This is a genomic window from Streptomyces minutiscleroticus, from assembly GCF_014650875.1.
GTDB classification, from domain to species: Bacteria; Actinomycetota; Actinomycetes; order Streptomycetales; family Streptomycetaceae; genus Streptomyces; species Streptomyces minutiscleroticus.
In genome coordinates this window covers 41,879-59,049 of the sequence record NZ_BMVU01000033.1, presented here as the reverse complement: position 1 = coordinate 59,049, position 17,171 = coordinate 41,879, and the positions used below count along the sequence as shown (strand labels likewise).

Annotated in this window: 15 protein-coding genes; 9 read left to right on the top strand and 6 right to left on the bottom strand. The window is 75.6% G+C overall.

All coding sequences use genetic code 11. The annotated features are described in order from the left end of the window. Positions 1-74: 74 nt before the first annotated feature. Positions 75-893, top strand: a complete 819-nt coding sequence (locus tag IE271_RS26980) for an IclR family transcriptional regulator (protein ID WP_190193039.1) — start codon at positions 75-77, stop codon at positions 891-893. A 76-nt stretch (positions 894-969) separates the two neighbouring features. Here IE271_RS26980 and IE271_RS26975 read toward each other — a convergent pair whose 3' ends face one another. Continuing rightward, entirely contained in the window at positions 970-1,284 is a 315-nt protein-coding gene (locus tag IE271_RS26975; RefSeq protein ID WP_229919584.1) for a DUF5955 family protein, read from the bottom strand. 231 nt (positions 1,285-1,515) lie between these two features. Between IE271_RS26975 and IE271_RS26970 the strand changes: the two genes are divergently transcribed. Both IE271_RS26970 and aceB read left to right on the top strand, forming a co-directional pair. Then, the gene (locus tag IE271_RS26970; RefSeq protein WP_190193038.1) at positions 1,516-2,115 is read left to right on the top strand and encodes a nucleotidyltransferase family protein; all 600 of its coding nucleotides are present in this window, start codon (positions 1,516-1,518) and stop codon (positions 2,113-2,115) included. A 300-nt stretch (positions 2,116-2,415) separates the two neighbouring features. Then, positions 2,416-4,041, top strand: a complete 1,626-nt coding sequence (gene aceB / locus IE271_RS26965; RefSeq protein WP_190193037.1) for a malate synthase A — start codon at positions 2,416-2,418, stop codon at positions 4,039-4,041. A 24-nt stretch (positions 4,042-4,065) separates the two neighbouring features. Here the strand turns inward: aceB and IE271_RS26960 are convergent, their stop codons facing one another. The 3 genes from IE271_RS26960 to IE271_RS26950 form a co-directional block, all read right to left on the bottom strand. After that, on the bottom strand, positions 4,066-4,374 hold the full coding sequence (locus tag IE271_RS26960; RefSeq protein ID WP_190193036.1) for an Rdx family protein: 309 nt from the start codon (positions 4,372-4,374) through the stop codon (positions 4,066-4,068). Positions 4,375-4,379: 5 nt separating this feature from the next. Further along, on the bottom strand, positions 4,380-5,303 hold the full coding sequence (locus IE271_RS26955) for a HipA family kinase (RefSeq protein ID WP_190193035.1): 924 nt from the start codon (positions 5,301-5,303) through the stop codon (positions 4,380-4,382). A 111-nt stretch (positions 5,304-5,414) separates the two neighbouring features. Further along, on the bottom strand, positions 5,415-6,956 hold the full coding sequence (locus IE271_RS26950) for an IucA/IucC family protein (RefSeq protein ID WP_190193034.1): 1,542 nt from the start codon (positions 6,954-6,956) through the stop codon (positions 5,415-5,417). 83 nt (positions 6,957-7,039) lie between these two features. Between IE271_RS26950 and IE271_RS26945 the strand changes: the two genes are divergently transcribed. The 3 genes from IE271_RS26945 to IE271_RS26935 are packed head-to-tail and all read left to right on the top strand — an operon-like array spanning position 7,040 to position 10,768. Beyond that, positions 7,040-8,551 (top strand): IucA/IucC family protein, encoded by a 1,512-nt coding sequence (locus IE271_RS26945; RefSeq protein WP_190193033.1) that lies wholly within the window; start codon positions 7,040-7,042, stop codon positions 8,549-8,551. Positions 8,552-8,609: 58 nt separating this feature from the next. Further along, positions 8,610-9,887 (top strand): VWA domain-containing protein, encoded by a 1,278-nt coding sequence (locus IE271_RS26940; protein ID WP_190193032.1) that lies wholly within the window; start codon positions 8,610-8,612, stop codon positions 9,885-9,887. Further along, complete coding sequence (locus IE271_RS26935) at positions 9,887-10,768, top strand: hypothetical protein (protein ID WP_229919582.1); 882 nt, start codon at positions 9,887-9,889, stop codon at positions 10,766-10,768. The genes IE271_RS26940 and IE271_RS26935 overlap by 1 nt, the downstream gene beginning before the upstream one ends. Positions 10,769-10,912: 144 nt before the next feature. Here the strand turns inward: IE271_RS26935 and IE271_RS26930 are convergent, their stop codons facing one another. Beyond that, positions 10,913-11,551: a winged helix-turn-helix transcriptional regulator gene (locus IE271_RS26930; RefSeq protein ID WP_229919581.1), complete on the bottom strand. Its 639-nt coding sequence runs from the start codon at positions 11,549-11,551 to the stop codon at positions 10,913-10,915. Between the two features lie 86 nt (positions 11,552-11,637). Between IE271_RS26930 and IE271_RS26925 the strand changes: the two genes are divergently transcribed. Then, positions 11,638-12,846 (top strand): pyridoxal phosphate-dependent aminotransferase, encoded by a 1,209-nt coding sequence (locus IE271_RS26925; protein WP_190193030.1) that lies wholly within the window; start codon positions 11,638-11,640, stop codon positions 12,844-12,846. 93 nt (positions 12,847-12,939) lie between these two features. After that, a complete protein-coding gene (locus IE271_RS26920) occupies positions 12,940-13,611 on the top strand; it encodes a hypothetical protein (RefSeq protein ID WP_190193029.1) in 672 nt (223 codons plus the stop codon). Positions 13,612-13,630: 19 nt separating this feature from the next. Here IE271_RS26920 and IE271_RS26915 read toward each other — a convergent pair whose 3' ends face one another. Continuing rightward, positions 13,631-13,825: a hypothetical protein gene (locus IE271_RS26915; protein ID WP_190193028.1), complete on the bottom strand. Its 195-nt coding sequence runs from the start codon at positions 13,823-13,825 to the stop codon at positions 13,631-13,633. A gap of 797 nt (positions 13,826-14,622) precedes the next feature. On the opposite strand from IE271_RS26915, the gene IE271_RS26910 reads away from it, so the two are divergent. Next, the gene (locus IE271_RS26910) at positions 14,623-16,899 is read left to right on the top strand and encodes an alpha-N-acetylglucosaminidase (protein ID WP_190193027.1); all 2,277 of its coding nucleotides are present in this window, start codon (positions 14,623-14,625) and stop codon (positions 16,897-16,899) included. The last annotated feature ends 272 nt before the right edge of the window (positions 16,900-17,171 follow it).

The window sequence follows — 17,171 nt, the reverse complement described above, 5'->3', positions numbered from 1 at the left end:
GAACGACAGCGAGGGAGGTCGCTCTCCCCCCGGTAGGCTGCGGCTCTGCCAGTCAGCCGTGAAAGGACCCTTCCGTGCCGACGCCCAGCGCCAGCGACGCCCCTGCCGACGCCACCCCCGCCAAGTCCTCGGCCTCCGGCGGCGGCGTCCAGTCCCTCGAGCGCGCCTTCGACCTGCTGGAGCGGATGGCGGACGCGGGCGGCGAGGTCGGTCTGAGCGAGCTGTCCGCGAGCAGCGGACTGCCCCTTCCGACCATCCACCGCCTGATGCGCACCCTCGTGGCCTGCGGGTACGTACGGCAGCAGCCGAACCGGCGGTACGCGCTCGGCCCCCGGCTCATCCGGCTCGGCGAGTCGGCGTCGCGGCTGCTCGGCACCTGGGCCAGGCCCCATCTGGCGCGGCTGGTCGAGGAGACCGGCGAGACCGCGAACATGGCGCTGCTCGACGGCGACGAGGTCGTGTACGTGGCGCAGGTGCCCTCCAAGCACTCGATGCGGATGTTCACCGAGGTGGGCCGGCGGGTGCTGCCGCACTCGACCGGCGTCGGCAAGGCGCTCCTGGCGCACGTACCGGCGGACGAGGTGCGCGCCCTGCTCGCCCGTACGGGGATGCCCGCCGCCACGGAGAAGACGATCACCACACCCGACGGCTTCCTCGCCGCGCTGGAGGAGGTGCGCCGCGCCGGCTACGCGGTGGACGACAACGAGCAGGAGCTGGGCGTGCGCTGCCTCGCGGTCTCCGTGCCGGGCTCCCCCACGGCGGCCGCCGTCTCGATCTCCGGCCCGGCGGGCCGGGTCACGGACGCGGCGACCCAAAGGATCGTCCCCGTGCTCCAGCAGGTCGCGGCGGACCTCGGCGAGGCGCTGGCCAGCGCGGGCGGGGCGGGCGCCTGAACGCACCGCTCCCGCGGCACGACACGGACGACCGGCCGGCGTCCCGCTGACCAGCGCCCGGCCGGCACCCGATCGGCTAGCGGCGCGGCGCCTCGCCGAAGAGGTCGACCGCGCTGCGGACCTCCGCGAGGCCCGCGGACAGCGCGCTGACCGAGCCTATGGAACCGGCTATCAGCAGCAGGGACCTGCGCAGCCGCGGGACGTCCGGGACCTCGTGCCCGGCCAGCGCCGCGAGCGCCGCCAGTTCCTCCTCCGCCACGACGCGGTCGGTGAACCGGGCCGGGTGCGCGGCGAGTTCGCGGCGCAGCCTGGACACCGCGGTCCGCAGCCCGACCACTCTCGGATCCTCGCTCCTGCCGGTCACCGCCGTCTGCCCCACGATCCGCACCACAGCTCCCCCTTCGCACGCCGTCGTGCGCGAGTCCTGCGTACGCCCCTGACCCGCTCTCCCGCGAGCGCCCCCGCGCGCCGTCGGCGCCGGGGACGCGGGCCAGTAAACGCCACTCGCCGCCGCGGCGCCACCGGACTGACCGAAATTCAGTCCCACGGCACCGGCCCGTCCACCGGGGTTCCCCGGTGCGCCCGGTCCGGGCCGGGTATGCGGTCGGGTATGCAGGGGGACATGACCGACAACGATCACCAGATCGCCGGCCTGCTGCTGGCGGGCGGCGGCGGACGGCGGCTCGGCGGGCGCCCCAAGGCGCTGCTGGAGCACCGGGGCCGCCTCCTCGTCGACCACGCGGCCGAGGTGCTGCGCGCGGCCGGCTGCGCACGGATCCACGTGGTCCTGGGCGCGCGGGCGGACACCGTGAGGGAGCGGGCCGAACTGCCCGGCTGCGTCCTGGTCGACAACCCGCGGTGGGAGGAGGGCATGGGCTCCTCGCTGCGGGCCGGGCTCGCCTCGCTCGCCGGGACGGGCGCGCGGGCCGCGCTCGTCTCGCTCGTCGACCAGCCGGGCATCGGGCCCGAGGCCGTCGCCCGCGTCCTCGCCGCGTACGGCTCGCCCGCCTCGCTGGCCGCGGCGGCGTACGGCGGCCGGCGCGGCCACCCCGTCCTGTTCGGCCGGGACCACTGGGCGGCGGTCGCGGCGGGGGCGGTGGGCGACCAGGGGGCGCGCGCCTATCTGCGGGAGCACGCGGCGGACGTCGCCCTGGTCGAGTGCGGGGACGTCGCCCGCGCCCATGACATCGACACCGAGGAGGACCTGGTGCACCTGGAATGACACCTGGAGCGAGCCGGGGCGCGGGTCCTCGCGGGCCCCGCGCCGCGCGCCGCCTCATGTCCTGTGTGCGTCGACGCGAAGAGTCTCGACATCAACAAACCATTGAACTTCCACCATGAGGAAACTACTATCCACTAACCAGAAGCGTCCGGCCGCTTCCCGGAGGCCGTTCCGGGGTCGGCGACCGCTCCGGCGGCTCCGGCACCGAGTGCCTCCGTCCCGCCGCCCGCACGCGGCCCCCGCCGCCCGGCCCGGTCCGCGTGGTCCGCGCACGCAGCCCGCTGAAGGAAGTGACAGCTCATGTCCGCACCAGCGCCGTCCCCGCTGGCCATCGTCGACGCCGAGCCCCTGCCGCGGCAGGAGGAGGTCCTCACGGACGCAGCGCTCGCCTTCGTGGCCGAGCTGCACCGGCGGTTCACGCCCCGGCGGAACGCACTCCTCGCCCGCCGCGCCGAGCGCCGCGCCGAGATCGCCCGCACCTCCTCCCTGGACTTCCTGCCGGAGACGGCGGCCGTCCGCGCCGACGACTCCTGGCGGGTGGCCCCGGCCCCGGCCGCCCTGGACGACCGCCGCGTGGAGATCACCGGCCCCACCGACCGCAAGATGACCGTCAACGCGCTCAACTCGGGCGCGCGGGTCTGGCTCGCCGACTTCGAGGACGCCTCCGCCCCCACCTGGAAGAACGTCGTCCTCGGCCAGCTCAACCTGATCGACGCCTACGAGCGCCGCATCGACTTCACCGACGAGCGCACCGGAAAGTCGTACGCCCTGCGCCCGAACGAGGAGCTGGCCACGGTCGTCACCCGCCCGCGCGGCTGGCACCTGGACGAGCGCCACCTCGTGGACGCCGGCGGCACCCCGGTCCCGGGCGCCCTCGTCGACTTCGGCCTGTACTTCTTCCACAACGCCCGGCGCCTGATCGACCTGGGCAAGGGCCCGTACTTCTACCTGCCGAAGACCGAGTCGTACCTGGAGGCCCGCCTCTGGAACGAGATCTTCGTCTTCGCGCAGGACCGCCTCGGCATCCCGCAGGGCACCGTCCGCGCGACCGTGCTGATCGAGACGATCACGGCGGCGTACGAGATGGAGGAGATCCTCTACGAGCTGCGCGACCACGCCTCCGGGCTGAACGCGGGCCGCTGGGACTACCTCTTCTCGATCGTCAAGAACTTCCGTGACGGCGGGCCGAGGTTCGTCCTGCCCGACCGCAACGCGGTCACGATGACCGCCCCCTTCATGCGGGCGTACACCGAACTCCTCGTGCGCACCTGCCACAAGCGCGGCGCGCACGCGATCGGCGGCATGGCGGCGTTCATCCCCTCGCGCCACGACGAGGAGGTCAACAAGGTCGCCTTCGAGAAGGTCAAGGCCGACAAGGACCGCGAGGCGCACGACGGCTTCGACGGCTCCTGGGTCGCGCACCCGGACCTGGTGCCGATCGCCATGGAGTCCTTCGACGCGGTCCTCGGCGAGCGGCCGCACCAGAAGGACCGGCTGCGCGAGGACGTCGACGTGACGGCGGCCGACCTGATCGCGATCGACTCGCTCGACGCCAAGCCGACGTACGCGGGCCTGGTCAACGCCGTGCAGGTCGGCATCCGCTACATCGAGGCCTGGCTGCGCGGCCTCGGCGCCGTCGCCATCTTCGACCTCATGGAGGACGCGGCCACCGCCGAGATCTCCCGCTCCCAGATCTGGCAGTGGATCAACGCGGGCGTGGAGTTCGAGAACGGCGAGAAGGCCACCCCGGAACTGGCGCGCGAGGTGGCCGCCGAGGAGCTGGCGAACATCCGCGCCGAGCTGGGCGAGGAGTCCTTCGCGGCCGGCAGGTGGCAGCAGGCGCACGACCTGCTGCTGACGGTCTCGCTCGACGAGGACTACGCGGACTTCCTGACGCTGCCCGCGTACGAGCAGCTGCGCGGCTGAGCCCCCGGGCTGGCGGGGACCCGCTCACCCCTCCGCGGGTTCCGCCGCCTCCGCCCCCGTGCGCTCCGAGTGGCCCAGGGCCTTGCCCGGGGCCACCCGGTCGCGGACGAGGCGCTTGACGGCGGTGGGCTCGGGGAAGCCCTGCTCGCGGCGGTCCCACACCACCTCGTCGTCGACGCGGACGACGAAGACGCCGCCGGTGCCGGGCTTGAGCGCCAGTTCGTCCAGCTCGGTCTCGAAGGTGGTGAGCAGTTCCTGGGCGAGCCAGGCCGCCCTGGGCAGCCAGCGGCACTGGGTGCAGTACTCGATCAGGACACGGTGTGCGGTGGCCACGGAACTCAGCCCTTCTCGTCGAGGTGGACCGACCAGTCCTGGGCGGCGGCCGGCTTGCCGTGCAGGTCGGGGACGCGCTTGAGCCAGGCGGGCCGCCCCTTCAGGGTGCGGGCCGCGCGCCGCGCCTCCTCCGCCTCCCGCTCCTCGGCCGTCGGGAAGCCGGTGGGCAGCCAGGCCGGGGAGACCGCGACCCGGGCGCACAGGTACCGGACGTAGGCCTCGCGCACGTCGTCGGGGGCCGCGAACCCGGGCTCGCCGGCCAGCCAGGCGTCGGGCACCTCGGCGGTGACCGCGCGCAGCAGCTCCTCGGTGACCCGCGGCGCCAGCTCGGCGTCGGCGGCGCGCAGGTCGGGCCCGTAGCCGCCGAGGGCGTGGTGGCGGAAGTCGTACGCCTTCTCCGGGTCCGCCGCGTCCCAGCGGTGGTGGAAGACGAGGGCCGCGCCGTGGTCGATGAGCCACAGCCTCGGCTGCTGGACGCCGAAGGTCGGCCACACCAACAGGTTGGAGCTGTGCACGGTGCGGTCGACGTTGGCGGTGAGGGCGTCGAGCCAGACCACCCGGCCCGCCTCCAGCGGGTCGACGGAGAAGGCGGCGGCGACCTCCGGGTCGAAGTCGCGGGCGCCCGGCAGGTAGTCCATGCCCAGGTTGAGCCCGGCGCTGGCGTGCAGGAGGTCCTGGACCTCCTGGTGCGGTTCGTCGGCGGCGACGGCCGGGTCGAAGTGGGCCAGCACCAGCTCGGGCACGCGCAGCCCGAGACGGCGGGCCAGCTCGCCGACGATCACCTCGGCGACCAGCGCCTTGCGGCCCTGCGCGGAGCCGGTGAACTTCACGACGTAGGTCCCGAGGTCGTCGGCCTCGACGACGCCGGGCACCGAGCCGCCCGCCCGCAGGGGGGTCACGTATCGGACGGCAGTCACTTCGCGCAGCACACCGGCCACTGTAGATCAGCCGGCCGGGGCGGGGACGGACGGCCGCCCCCCGCCCCGCGGACGGGGCGTCCCCGCCCCGCGCGGGGCGTCGGAGCGTGGCCGCCCGGGGCGTCACACCGTCGTCGCCCCGGCGTGCCGCAGCGGGTTCGGCAGCGGCCGGTAGCGGGCGGCGGCGCCGTCCGCGCCCGTCCAGCGCAGCAGGAGGTTGGTCTTGCCGGGCAGGGCGGGCGCGTCGAGCAGGTCCGCGGCCTCGGGGACGAGGGCGGTGTGGCGCGCCAGCTCGCGGCGCACGGCGGCCCACGGGTCCGTCGCCGGGTGCCGCTCGCGCAGCGCCGCGGCCAGCTCGGCGAGGTGGTTGACGACCAGGGTGTAGACGAGCCGCTCCCAGCCCGCGGCCCGCTCCGTCTCCGGCAGCGTCTTCACGCCCTCGGCGTCCCGGAAGAGGGCCTGCACGGGCATACCGGCGGCGTCCACGGCGACCAGGCAGTTCTGCAGGTGCGCCTCCAGGACGACGCCGTGGCGGGCGAACAGCTCCAGGACCGGCGGCACGACCTCGCGCAGGTACGCGGCCCACCAGGCGTCGGGGTCGGGCGCCGTGTCCAGGGGGCTGCCCTCGAAGCCCTCCGCCAGCGCGGCGGCCAGCAGCGGCGTGGCGCCGGGGACGAGGTGCCCGCCGAGACCGTCGCGGGCGAGGACGGCCAGTTCCTCGAAGGCGAAGTCCGCGGTGCGGTAGCCGCGGTCGCCGAGCCAGGCGGCGCGCCCCGGCAGCGCGGCGAACCCGGCGGTGACGGCCTCGTCGGTACGGCGCAGCCTGCGCAGGTCGTGCCGCCACAGCCGGCGGATGTCGTTGGTGATGCGCACGTCGAGGCTGAACTTCACGAACAGGTCGGCGCTGGGCACGTACAGCGTGCGGACGGCGGCCGTGGGCCACGCCCGGAACGCGGTGGTGCCGAGCCGGACCAGCCGTCCGTCGGCGAAGGCGTCGCGGATCTCGGGCACGGCGCCGACCAGGTCGAGCTGCCAGGGGTGGGCGGGCAGCAGCCGGTAGCCGGGCGGGGCCTCGCCGAGCGCGTCCAGCGCCCGCAGGTCGCCCTCCTCGCGCACCGCGTCCTGCCGTACCCCGAGCAGGACGAGCGAGAAGCGGGCGTACGCCTCCGGGGCGTAGGGCAGCCAGGCCGCCGCCGGGCCCCCGCCGCGCGCCTTGGGCGCCGGGTGGAAGGGGTGTCCGGTGATCAGGGACTGCTCCGAGCGGCGGTAGAGGTCGGCGGGCACGGCCCTGCGGTCCCGCACGGCCTGCCGCTCGGCGAGGACCGCCGCCACGGCGTCCCGGCTGTCGAGCATCTCGGCGGTCAGCTCGGAGTTGGGCAGGCCCGTGTGCCGGCGCAGCACGTCGGCGGTGAGCTTCACCAGCTCGGAGTGGCCGATACGGTGCCAGGCCCCGGCGTCGTACACCTCCGGGCGGGCGGGTCTGCGCCCGCCGCGCACCCTCAGCAGCAGGCCGTCCGGCGGCAGCCGGAAGACCCGCTCCCCGCCGTGTCCCGGCGCGGGCGTCCCCACCTCCCGCAGCAGGCAGTTGAGCAGCGGCGCGGCCGCGTACGCGTCGGCGCTCGCCCCGACGTAGTGGCCGGTGTGCATGGAGTCCATGCGAACCATCCGTTTTCCCCGGTGTACGGACAATCAGTATCCCCGACGTCGTACCCGACCGCGTCGCCGTCCCCACCGCCAGGAGTCGTGCCGTGTCCCCTTCCCGTCCCCCCGCCGAGGCCGTCCTCGCCGCCGAACTGCGCGCCGTACGCCCCGACCTGCTCGACCGGTACGCGGCCGGACTGCCGGGCGCCCGCGCTGCCGTGCTGACCCGGCTGTGGCGCGGCCTGGTGCACGAACCGCTGCCCTGGGTCACCGGCCGCGAGGCCGGACGCGACGGCCCGGTGCTCCGGCTCGCGGACGGCCGGCGCCTGCACGGCCCGCACTCCGACCCGTACGCGACGGACGACTCGGTCACCGCAGTGGAACTGGACGGCACGGTGTACGACCACCCGGCCGCGCTGACGACGGCGCTGGCGCTGCCGCACAGCCTCCCCTTCGCCGGCGAACTGGCGCACAGCGTCGCGTCGCTGGCCCTGTCGCGCGCTGGCCGGCCGCCGCTGCCGCGGCCCGCGGCCCTGCGGGAGTGGGAGCAGCGCGTCGTCGACGGCCACCCCTTCCACCCCAACTGCCGCTCCCGGCCCGGCTTCTCGGCGGCCGAGCAGCTGGCGTACGGGCCGGAGCACCGGCCCGTGGTGAAGCTCCTCCGCGCCTCAGTACCGGCCGGGGAGTGCCTGGTGACGGGCGCGTGGCCGTACCGGGACGGCGGGCACGTGCTGATCCCCGTGCACCCGTGGCAGGCGCGGCACGTGCTGAAGGACGCGCCGCTCGCCGCGGACGCGGCGCTCACCGCGCACCCGCTGATGTCGCTGCGCACCCTGGAGGTCGCCGAGCCCGGCGGCCCGCACGTCAAGACGGCCCTGAGCGCCCGGCTCACCTCGGCCGTCCGGGACATCTCCACGTACTCGGTCGCCATGTCCCGGGCGGTGTCGGCGTTCGCGGAGGAGCTGGCCGGGCGGCTGGACGGACTGCTGCACGTCACCCGCACGCTCGGGGCGGCGACCGCGCACAGCCCGGACCTGGCGGCCGTGGTGCGCGAGTCGCCCGAGGTGTACGCGGGCGCCGGCGAGCAGGTCCTGCCGGTCGCCGCGCTCGCGACGACGGACCTGCCCCGCTCCGCCGCGTGGACGGCCGGCTTCGCGCGGCTGGTGCTGACGGTGGGGCTGCGCCTGCTCGACCTGGGAGTGGCGCTGGAGGCGCACGGCCAGAACCTCCTCGTGGTGCTCTCCCCCGCCGGCGCGCCGGTCCGGCTGGTCTACCGCGACCTGGCGGACATCCGGGTGAGCCCGGCCCGGCTCGCCCGGCACGGCATCGGCGTCCCCGACCTGTCGGGGCGGCTGGTCACGGACGACGAGGCGACCCTGCGCCGCAAGCTGTTCGGCTCGCTCGTCACCGGCTCGCTGGGCGCGACGGCGGGTTCGACCCCGGCCCTGCGCGCGGCGCTCGCGGCGGTCGCGCCGGACCTGCCTCGCACCCCCGACCTCGCCGCGCTCCTCGGCGATCCGCTGCCCACCAAGGCGCTGACGGCGATGCGGCTGACGCCGGAGCGGCCGGGCGACCTGTGGACGGAGGTCCCCAATCCCCTTGCCGCGCACGGCATGTGACGGCCCGCTCCCCGGACTCGTTTTGAAGGGCGGCCCGCCGGTTCCGTAGGATCCGCCGATGATCACAAGAAAACGGCTGGCGGCGGGAGCGTGCGCCCTGCTCGCCGTCCTGACGGCCGGGGCCGCACTGCCGGCCCCGGCCGCCGCCGACGAAACGGCGGACCGACCAGCGCCACAGGTCGAACTCGTCCTGGACGTCAGCGGCTCGATGCGGACCAAGGACATCGACGGCGGCACCCGCATGGCCGCGGCGAAGCAGGCGTTCAACGAGGTCCTCGACGCGACGCCCGAGGACGTCGAGCTCGGCATCCGCACCCTGGGCGCGGAGTACCCGGGCGACGACCGGAAGACGGGCTGCAAGGACACCGAGCAGCTGTACCCGGTGGGGCCGCTGGACCGCACGGAGGCCAAGACCGCCGTCGCGACGCTCGTCCCCACCGGCTGGACGCCCATCGGACCCGCGCTGCAGGCCGCCGCCGGCGACTTCGGCGACGGCGAGGGCGGCTCCCGCCGCATCGTCCTCATCAGCGACGGAGAGGACACCTGCCAGCCGCTCGACCCGTGCGAGGTGGCCCGCGAGATCGCCGCCAGGGGGATCGGGCTCACCATCGACACCCTCGGCCTGGTGCCCAGCACCAAGCTGCGGCAGCAGCTGAGCTGCATCGCCGAGGCGACCGGCGGCACGTACACCTCGGTGGAGCACACCGACGAACTCACCGACCGCGTCAACGAGCTGGTCGACCGGGCCGCCGACCCCGTGGTGACCCCGGTCGCCGTCGAGGGCGCCGGCACCTGCGCCAAGGCGCCCGGGCTGGAGTCCGGCCTCTACACCGACCGCGTGGGGTTCGCCCAGGACCGCTGGTACCGCGTGGACGTCCCGGCCGGACAGGAGCTGCGCGTCTCGGCGAGCGTGTCGGCCGACCGGGCCGTGGACCCCGGGTACGGCGTGCTGCTGCGGGCCGTGACCACGCACGGCCGCGAGATCGTGCGCGGCGAGGCGACGGGCACCGGCCGCACCGACGTGGTCTCCACCGGCCTGCGCTACCCGAAGGCCGAGGCCGACGGCGATGACGACGCGAAGCCCGCGGCCGAGACCGTGTGCGTCCAGGTGTCGCACTCCTTCTCCGCCGCCTCCGGCGTGCAGAGCACGCCCGGCCTCCCCCTGGAGCTGACCGTCGACGTCGTCGACGGGCCGGACGGGGCGGGCGACGTGGCGTCGTTCGGGCTCGGCCGCGGCTGGTGGCTGCTGGGCGTCCTGGTGCTCGTCGGCTTCGTCGCGGGCCTGCTGTGGGGCTGGCTCTCCCGCTGGCGCGTCGCTGTCTGGAGGACCAACTGATGGTGCGTGACGCACGAGATGCACGAGATGCACGAGATGCGCGGAGCGCGCGGGGCCGGGGCGCACGCGCGCTGCGGGCCCTGACCGCCGCGGGCCTGCTGGCCCTGGCGGGCGCCGCGCCCGCCGTCGCGGACTCCTCGCCGTCCGCGAGCCCGTCGGACGACGGCGCCGGACCCACCCGGGCCGGCACGTCCTTCCGTACGGCCACCGAGATCGACCAGGGGCAGCGGGCCACGGCGCGCGCGGCCGCGGGCGACTACCTGTACTGGTCGTTCCCGGCGGACGCCGGCCAGCGCCCGACGGTGAGCGCCACGGTGAAGCTGCCCGCGGCGCACGCCACCGCGACCTGGCAGGTCGACGTGTACGACGGGCTGCGGCGCCGTCAGGCGTGCCAGTACGGGGCGCAGACGCGGACGGCGGCGCAGAACGCGGCCTCCGTCGAGCTGTCCTGCACCCTGCGGACGGTGCGCGCCTGGTCGGAGCCGTGGGCCAACGACCCGCTGCCCGGCACGTACTACGTCCGGCTCACCGTCGTCTCCCTCAGCAACGCCGACCGGGGCCTGCCGGTGGACGCCGAGGTGCGCGCCGACGCCAAGGAGATCGGCGGGTCCGCCGCGGTGGACGGCTCGCTGGCCGAGCCGCTGGTGCCGGGCATCGCGGTCACGGGCACGGGGTCGGACGAGGGGTCCGACCCGGACTCCGGCGCGCCGGGGGCCGTGCTCTCCGCCATCGAGCCCGAGGACGGCTGGTCCTCCGGCTGGTGGTCCGACCGCTGGGTGTGGACCGCGGTCGGCGGTGTGCTGGCCGCGCTCGCGGGCGTCGGCGGCTACGCGCTGACGCGCGGCTCGGGCCGCCCCTCACGGGTGCCGCCGGGGGCCTGACGGCCTCTCGGCCGAAGCGGCGGGAGGCCCGCCGCGCCACGGACCCGGTCCCGGCGCGGCGGGCCTTCCGGCATCCGGAGCGGGGAGCCTCCAGGTCTTCCGGCGTTCCGGCCCGGCCTCCTCGGACCGCCGGGCCCGGCTCCCTCAGCCCTCCCGCAGCCCCTTGGCCAGCGGTCCCTCCCCCGTCACCGCCACCCGGCCCGCCCGTACCGCCGCCGGCAGGGCGAGGGTGCCGCGGCTGATCTCCTCGCAGGTGGCGGCGTCCAGGGTCAGCCGGGCGTCCGGTTCCCCCGGCGCGGGCCCGTCCCCGTAGACGGGGCCCTCCTCACGGCCCGGCCACAGGTGGAACACCCCCTCCTCCAGGCGGACCTCGACCAGCCCCTCCTCCCCTTCGAGACCTTCGAGGCCGCGCAGGAGCGGCAGCGCGAACCAGTGGGCGCGTACGGCGTCCGTCGCCGCGCGCTCGCCCAGCGCGGGCGCGCCCCACGCGCTGAGCGCCTGGAGCACGGGCAGCAACTGCCGTCCGCGAGCGGTGAGTTCGTAGACGTAGGCGGCGCCCGGCGGCGGCAGCCTGCGCCGGGTCGTCAGCCCCTCCCGCTCCATGTCCCTGAGCCGCGACGCCAGCACGTCCGTGCTCACGCCCGGCAGGTCCGCGTGCAGGTCGGTGTAGCGGCGCGGACCGGCGAGCAGCTCCCGGACGATCAGCAGGGTCCAGCGGTCACCGACCGAGTCGAGGGCACGGGCAGCGGAACAGTACTGGTCGTAGCTACGGCGAGGTGACATGCGACGCAGTCTATTCATGTTGTTGGACTTTCCAAGCACCCACTTGGTAAAACCAAGCATCACAACGACCTGGAGGTGCGCACCGCATGGAGTTCCGGCAGTCGAGCAAGCTCAGCGAGGTCTGTTACGAGATCCGGGGCCCGGTCATCGAGCACGCGAACGCCCTGGAGGAGGCGGGCCACAGCGTGCTGCGACTGAACACCGGCAACCCCGCCCTCTTCGGCTTCGAGGCGCCGGACGAGATCCTCCAGGACATGATCCGGATGCTGCCGCAGGCGCACGGCTACACCGACTCGCGCGGCATCCTGTCGGCCCGCCGCGCCGTCGCCCAGCGCTACCAGACCCTGGGCCTGGAGGTCGACGTCGACGACGTCTTCCTCGGCAACGGCGTCTCGGAACTGGTGTCGATGGCGGTGCAGGCGCTGGTCGAGGACGGCGACGAGATCCTGGTCCCCGCACCGGACTTCCCGCTCTGGACGGCCGTCACGACACTCGCGGGCGGCAAGGCGGTGCACTACCTGTGCGACGAGCAGGCCGAGTGGTACCCGGACCTGGAGGACATGGCGGCCAGAATCACCGACCGCACGAAGGCCGTCGTGATCATCAACCCGAACAACCCCACGGGCGCCGTGTACCCGAAGGAGGTCGTCGAGGGCATCCTCGACCTCGCCCGCCGCCACGGCCTGATGGTCTTCGCGGACGAGATCTACGACCAGATCCTCTACGACGGCGCCGTGCACCACTCGGCCGCCGCCCTCGCCCCCGACCTGGTGGTCCTCACCTTCTGCGGCCTGTCGAAGACGTATCGCGTGGCGGGCTTCCGCTCCGGCTGGCTGGTCGTCACGGGTCCTCGTCAGCACGCCAGGAACTACCTGGAGGGGCTGACGATGCTCGCCTCCATGCGGCTGTGCGCCAACGCCCCCGCCCAGTACGCCATCCAGGCCGCGCTGGGCGGCCGCCAGTCCGTCCACGAGCTGACCGCGCCCGGCGGCCGGCTGCGCGAGCAGCGCGACCGCGCCTGGGAGAAGCTCAACGAGATCCCGGGGGTGAGCTGCGTGAAGCCGAAGGGCGCCCTGTACGCCTTCCCGCGCATCGACCCGGCCGTGCACAGGATCCACGACGACGAGAAGTTCGTCCTCGACCTGCTGCTGCGCGAGAAGATCCAGGTCGTCCAGGGCACCGGTTTCAACTGGCCGCGCCCGGACCACTTCCGCATCCTCACCCTGCCGCACGCGGACGACCTGGAGGCGGCGATCGGGCGGATCGGGCGGTTCCTGAGCGGATACCGGCAGTAGCCGCGGCCGGAGTGTCACACCCGCGTCGTAGCCTTCGAAGTACGTGATCGGAACGCGGAGGACATTCCGGACCGCCGTCGGGAGGAGCGCGCCATGAGCCGGCCGCCGACCGCCGCTCAGCGGCGGGTGATCGAGTCCGCCGAGCCCGTGACCGGGCGGCTGCGGGGCACACCGTCCCAGCTCGACGCGCTGGTCAGGCGCGGCCTCGCCTTCCGGCACCCCCGGCCGCCCCACGACCACTTCCTCACCCCGGCGGGCCACCGGATACGGGAGGCGGGGCCGCAGGACGGGCGGTCCCCGGACGCACCGCCCGCCGAGCCCGCCGCACCCGCCCTGCCGGCCGCCGGGGAGCGCCCCTGCGGCGGGGTGTTCGCCGCGCGGGTGGGCGGCGAGGAGGCGCCCGGCTCGGGGCCGGCGCGGGCCCGCGAGGTGCACAGCGCCTGGCAGGGACTGCTGGAGATGCGGCGGATGACCAACCCGGACGGCGCCACGGACCGCCCGTGCGCCTGGGAGCGCGCGCACCTGGTGCGGGCGGCCGCGCTGGCCCTGGAGGCGGCGGGCCACCCGCCGGCCACGGGCGGAGCGGGCGGCGGCTACCGGGTACGGGCGACCCCGCAGCCGGAGGCCGTCGCCGTGCACGAGCCGGACGCCGGGGCGCTGCGGGCCTGCGCGGCCACGCTGGAGCGGGCGGGCTGGCAGGTCGGCGAGCACACGCAGCCGCGCACGCGGGCCCGCTACCTGCTGGCCTCGCCCCGCCGGGCGTGACGGACCGCGGGCCCGCTCCTCACGGCACCAGCGGCCGTCCCTCCCGTGCCGCCCCGATGTGCTCGGGCCCGAGCGCGTCCTCACCGTACTCGGCGGTGAACGCCCTGACCCGGCCGAGCGGCGAGTCGGGCGGCGGCGGCTCCTCGCCGATCGTGCCCCCGAGGATCATCGCGCCGAAGGCCGCGCCGACGTCCTGCGGATCGTCCCTGTCCATGGCCTCACGATAGGACCCGGGTACGACAGCGGCCCGGCCCCGGGGCCGCCCGGCCGATCGCGGAGCAGTCCGGCCGCTCGCGCGGTATCGGACGCCACCGCCGGCGGAGCCCGTGAAGCAGGTGAAGCAGGTGCGGCGGTACGGGTCCGCCTGCCATGCCCCGGGCCCGTGAGCACGAGATCCGGCCGTCCCCGCGCGATCAGGCCCAGCCTCCACATCTCCGTGGACGTCGAGGCCGACGGGCCCGTCCCGGGCCCGTACTCGATGCTGAGCCTCGGGGCGGTCGTGGCCGGGCGGCAGGACGCGGACGGCTTCGTCCCGGCCGGGCGCGGCGCCGCCGCCTTCTACCGCGAACTGCGGCCGGTCGGCGAGGACTTCGTCCCCGGGGCGCCGGCCGTCAGCGGGCCCGACCGGGAGCGGCTGGTCCGCGAGGGCGCCGACCCGGCCGTCGCGCTGCGCGAGTTCGGGCCCGGGAGGGACCGCGGCCGGACGCACGGGGACCGGCGGACGCGCGGAAGCCGGCGGACGCGCGTCCGGCCGCGGGTGCGCGCGGGCCGTCGCAGGCACACGGCCCGTCGGACGCCCGGGGACCGGCGGGTCCGGGGGCGTCCGCGGCCCGCTGAGCCCCGCCCCGCTCCCGCTCCTGCTCCGCCTCCACGGCCGGCCCCGCGGACGGCGGATTCGAGCCACCGGTCCCCCGCCCACCGCCACCGCACCGCTCCCCCGGCTGTCGAGGCACGCCCCAGCGGGTATCCCCCCGACTGGCCGGTCCCTCGGCCCCGAGAACGGAGGCGCTCATGCCGATGGCCCGTAGATCCTTCCTCTCCGCCGTCGCCGGTTCGGCGGGGGCCGGCGCCGCGTGCACGCCGCGCACGCCGGACGACGGCACGGACGGTGCGGACGGCCCCCTGGAGGCCGTGGCCCACGTGGACGGCGGCGCGGCGGCGACCGCGGCGGCCCGGCGGCTGCTGCCGGACCACTGGGAGCAGTTGCTGTTCCGCACGACGGAGGAGACCGACACCTTCCACGTCGCGGGCCGCGCGGGGCGCGTCACCCTCGGCGGCGACACCGCCTGCGTCCAGCTCACCGGCCTGCGCTGGTACCTGAAGCACGTCGCGCACGCCCACATCGGCTGGGCGGGCCGGCAGACGGAGCTGCCGGCCGAGCTGCCAGGACCCGGCGAGGCGGTCGCGCGGACCGCCGACGTCCCGCACCGCTTCGCGCTGAACGACACCAACGACGGCTACACGAACGCGTACCACGACTGGGCCTACTGGGAGCACGAGATCGACGTGCTCGCGCTGCACGGCTACAACGAGGTGCTCGTGTACACGGGCGCCGACGCGCTGTACCACCGGGTGTTCCAGGAGTTCGGGTACGCGGACGAGGAGCTGCGGGCGTGGATCCCGGGCCCGGCCCACCAGCCGTGGTGGCTGCTGCAGAACCTGTCGGCGTTCCCGCACCCGGTCTCGCGGCAGCTGCTGGACGCGCGGGCCGCGCTGGGCCGGCGCATCGCGGACCGGCTGCGCGAGCTGGGCATGACGCCGGTGTTCCCCGGCTGGTTCGGGACGGTGCCGCCGGGCTTCGCCGAACGGAACCCGGGCGCGCGCACCGTTGCCCAGGGCACCTGGATCGGGCTGCCGCGGCCCGACTGGCTGGACCCGCGCGGCGAGCACTTCGCCCGGGTCGGGGAGGTGTTCTACCGCGTGCAGGAGGAGATGTTCGGGCCGTCCACGCTGTTCAAGATGGACCTGCTGCACGAGGGCGGGAAGCCGGGCGACGTCCCGGTCGGCGAGGCGGCGCGGGGCGTCGAGCGGGCGCTGCGCACCGCCCGCCCCGACGCGGTGTGGGTCATCCTCGGCTGGCAGCGCAACCCGCCGGCCGCGATCATGGACGCCGTCGACAACGCGCGCATGCTGATCGTGGACGGGCTCTCCGACCGCTTCCCGAGGGTCACCGACCGGGAGGCGGACTGGGGCGGCACGCCGTACGCGTTCGGCTCCATCTGGAACTTCGGCGGGCACACCGCGCTCGGCGCCAACACCCGCGACTGGGTGGAGCTGTACCCGAAGTGGCGCGACAGGGAGGGCAGCACGCTGCGCGGCGTCGCGCTGCTGCCGGAGGCCGCCGACAACAACCCGGCCGCCTTCGAGCTGTTCTCCGAACTGCCCTGGTCGGACGGGAGCCCCGTGGACCTGAAGCAGTGGTTCGCGAACTGGGCGCACGCGCGGTACGGGGCCCGCGACCCGCACGCCGAGGCCGCCTGGGACGTCCTGCGCCGCACCGCGTACGGCACGACGCGCGCGGACTCCTGGAGCGAGCACGCCGACGGGCTGTTCGGCGCCCGGCCCTCGCTCACCGCCCGGCGGGCCGCCTCCTGGTCGCCCAAGGAGCTGCGCTACCGCGCCGAGGACTTCGAGCCGGCCCTGGACGAACTGCTGAAGGTCCGCGCGGAGCTGCGCGGCTCCTCCGCCTACCGCCGTGACCTGCTCGACGTGGCCCGGCAGGCCCTGTCCAACCGCAGCCGGGTGCTGCTGCCGCGGATCAGGACGGCGTACGAGGCGAAGGACGCGGCCGCCTTCGAGGAGCTGACCCGGGTCTGGCTGTCGCTGGTCGACGCGCTGGAGGCGCTGGTCGCCACCGACGCCGACCATCTGACGGGGCGTTGGGTGGCCGACGCGCGCGCCTGGGGCGCGGACGCGGCGGAGCGGGACCGGCTCGCCTACGACAACCTGTCGCTGCTGACGGTGTGGGCCACCCGCGAGGGTGCGAACGCGGGCCTGCGCGACTACGCCAACCGCGAGTGGTCGGGCCTGGTGGGCGGGTTGTACCGGCTGCGGTGGTCGACGTGGTTCGCGGAGCTGTGGGCCGCGCTGCAGAACGGGCGCGCGCCGAAGGAGATCGACTGGTTCGCCCTGGAGGACCGCTGGACCAGGGCGCCGGGCGCCCTGGCGGCCGAGCCGTCCGGGGACACCTACCGGGCGGCCGTGCGCGTGCGCGACCTGCTGACGGAGTCCCCCGGAGCACCCGGCGCCCCCGGGCAGGGGCCCGTCCGGGACTCCCGTCAGGCGTAGGGAAGCGCTACTGCCTCGGCGCTGGGCGTGGATTCGGCGGCCACGGCGGCTCCTCCGGTCGGGTACGCGTCGTCGTCGGCGCGGGTTTCAAGGAGGTGGTGCGGGCGGTCGTGCGGGACCGGGCGTGCGGGCCGGGAGGGCCCGGGGCACGCGTCGTACGGGTGGGGACCGTCCCGGGGCGCGCACGTCCGCGCGCACCCCGGGCCCGGCCGCCGCGGACCCCGCTCGGGTCCGCGGCCACCGGCCGAGGGCCGTCCCCCTCGGCCGGGGCT

Coding starts and splice junctions, on each gene's coding strand:
- IE271_RS26970 (WP_190193038.1), top strand. CDS start 1,516: ATGACCGACAACGATCACCAGATCGCCGGCCTGCTGCTGGCGGGCGGC.
- aceB (WP_190193037.1), top strand. CDS start 2,416: ATGTCCGCACCAGCGCCGTCCCCGCTGGCCATCGTCGACGCCGAGCCC.
- IE271_RS26950 (WP_190193034.1), bottom strand. CDS start 6,956: ATGGTTCGCATGGACTCCATGCACACCGGCCACTACGTCGGGGCGAGC.
- IE271_RS26940 (WP_190193032.1), top strand. CDS start 8,610: ATGATCACAAGAAAACGGCTGGCGGCGGGAGCGTGCGCCCTGCTCGCC.
- IE271_RS26935 (WP_229919582.1), top strand. CDS start 9,887: ATGGTGCGTGACGCACGAGATGCACGAGATGCACGAGATGCGCGGAGC.
- IE271_RS26930 (WP_229919581.1), bottom strand. CDS start 11,551: ATGTCACCTCGCCGTAGCTACGACCAGTACTGTTCCGCTGCCCGTGCC.
- IE271_RS26925 (WP_190193030.1), top strand. CDS start 11,638: ATGGAGTTCCGGCAGTCGAGCAAGCTCAGCGAGGTCTGTTACGAGATC.
- IE271_RS26920 (WP_190193029.1), top strand. CDS start 12,940: ATGAGCCGGCCGCCGACCGCCGCTCAGCGGCGGGTGATCGAGTCCGCC.
- IE271_RS26915 (WP_190193028.1), bottom strand. CDS start 13,825: ATGGACAGGGACGATCCGCAGGACGTCGGCGCGGCCTTCGGCGCGATG.
- IE271_RS26910 (WP_190193027.1), top strand. CDS start 14,623: ATGCCGATGGCCCGTAGATCCTTCCTCTCCGCCGTCGCCGGTTCGGCG.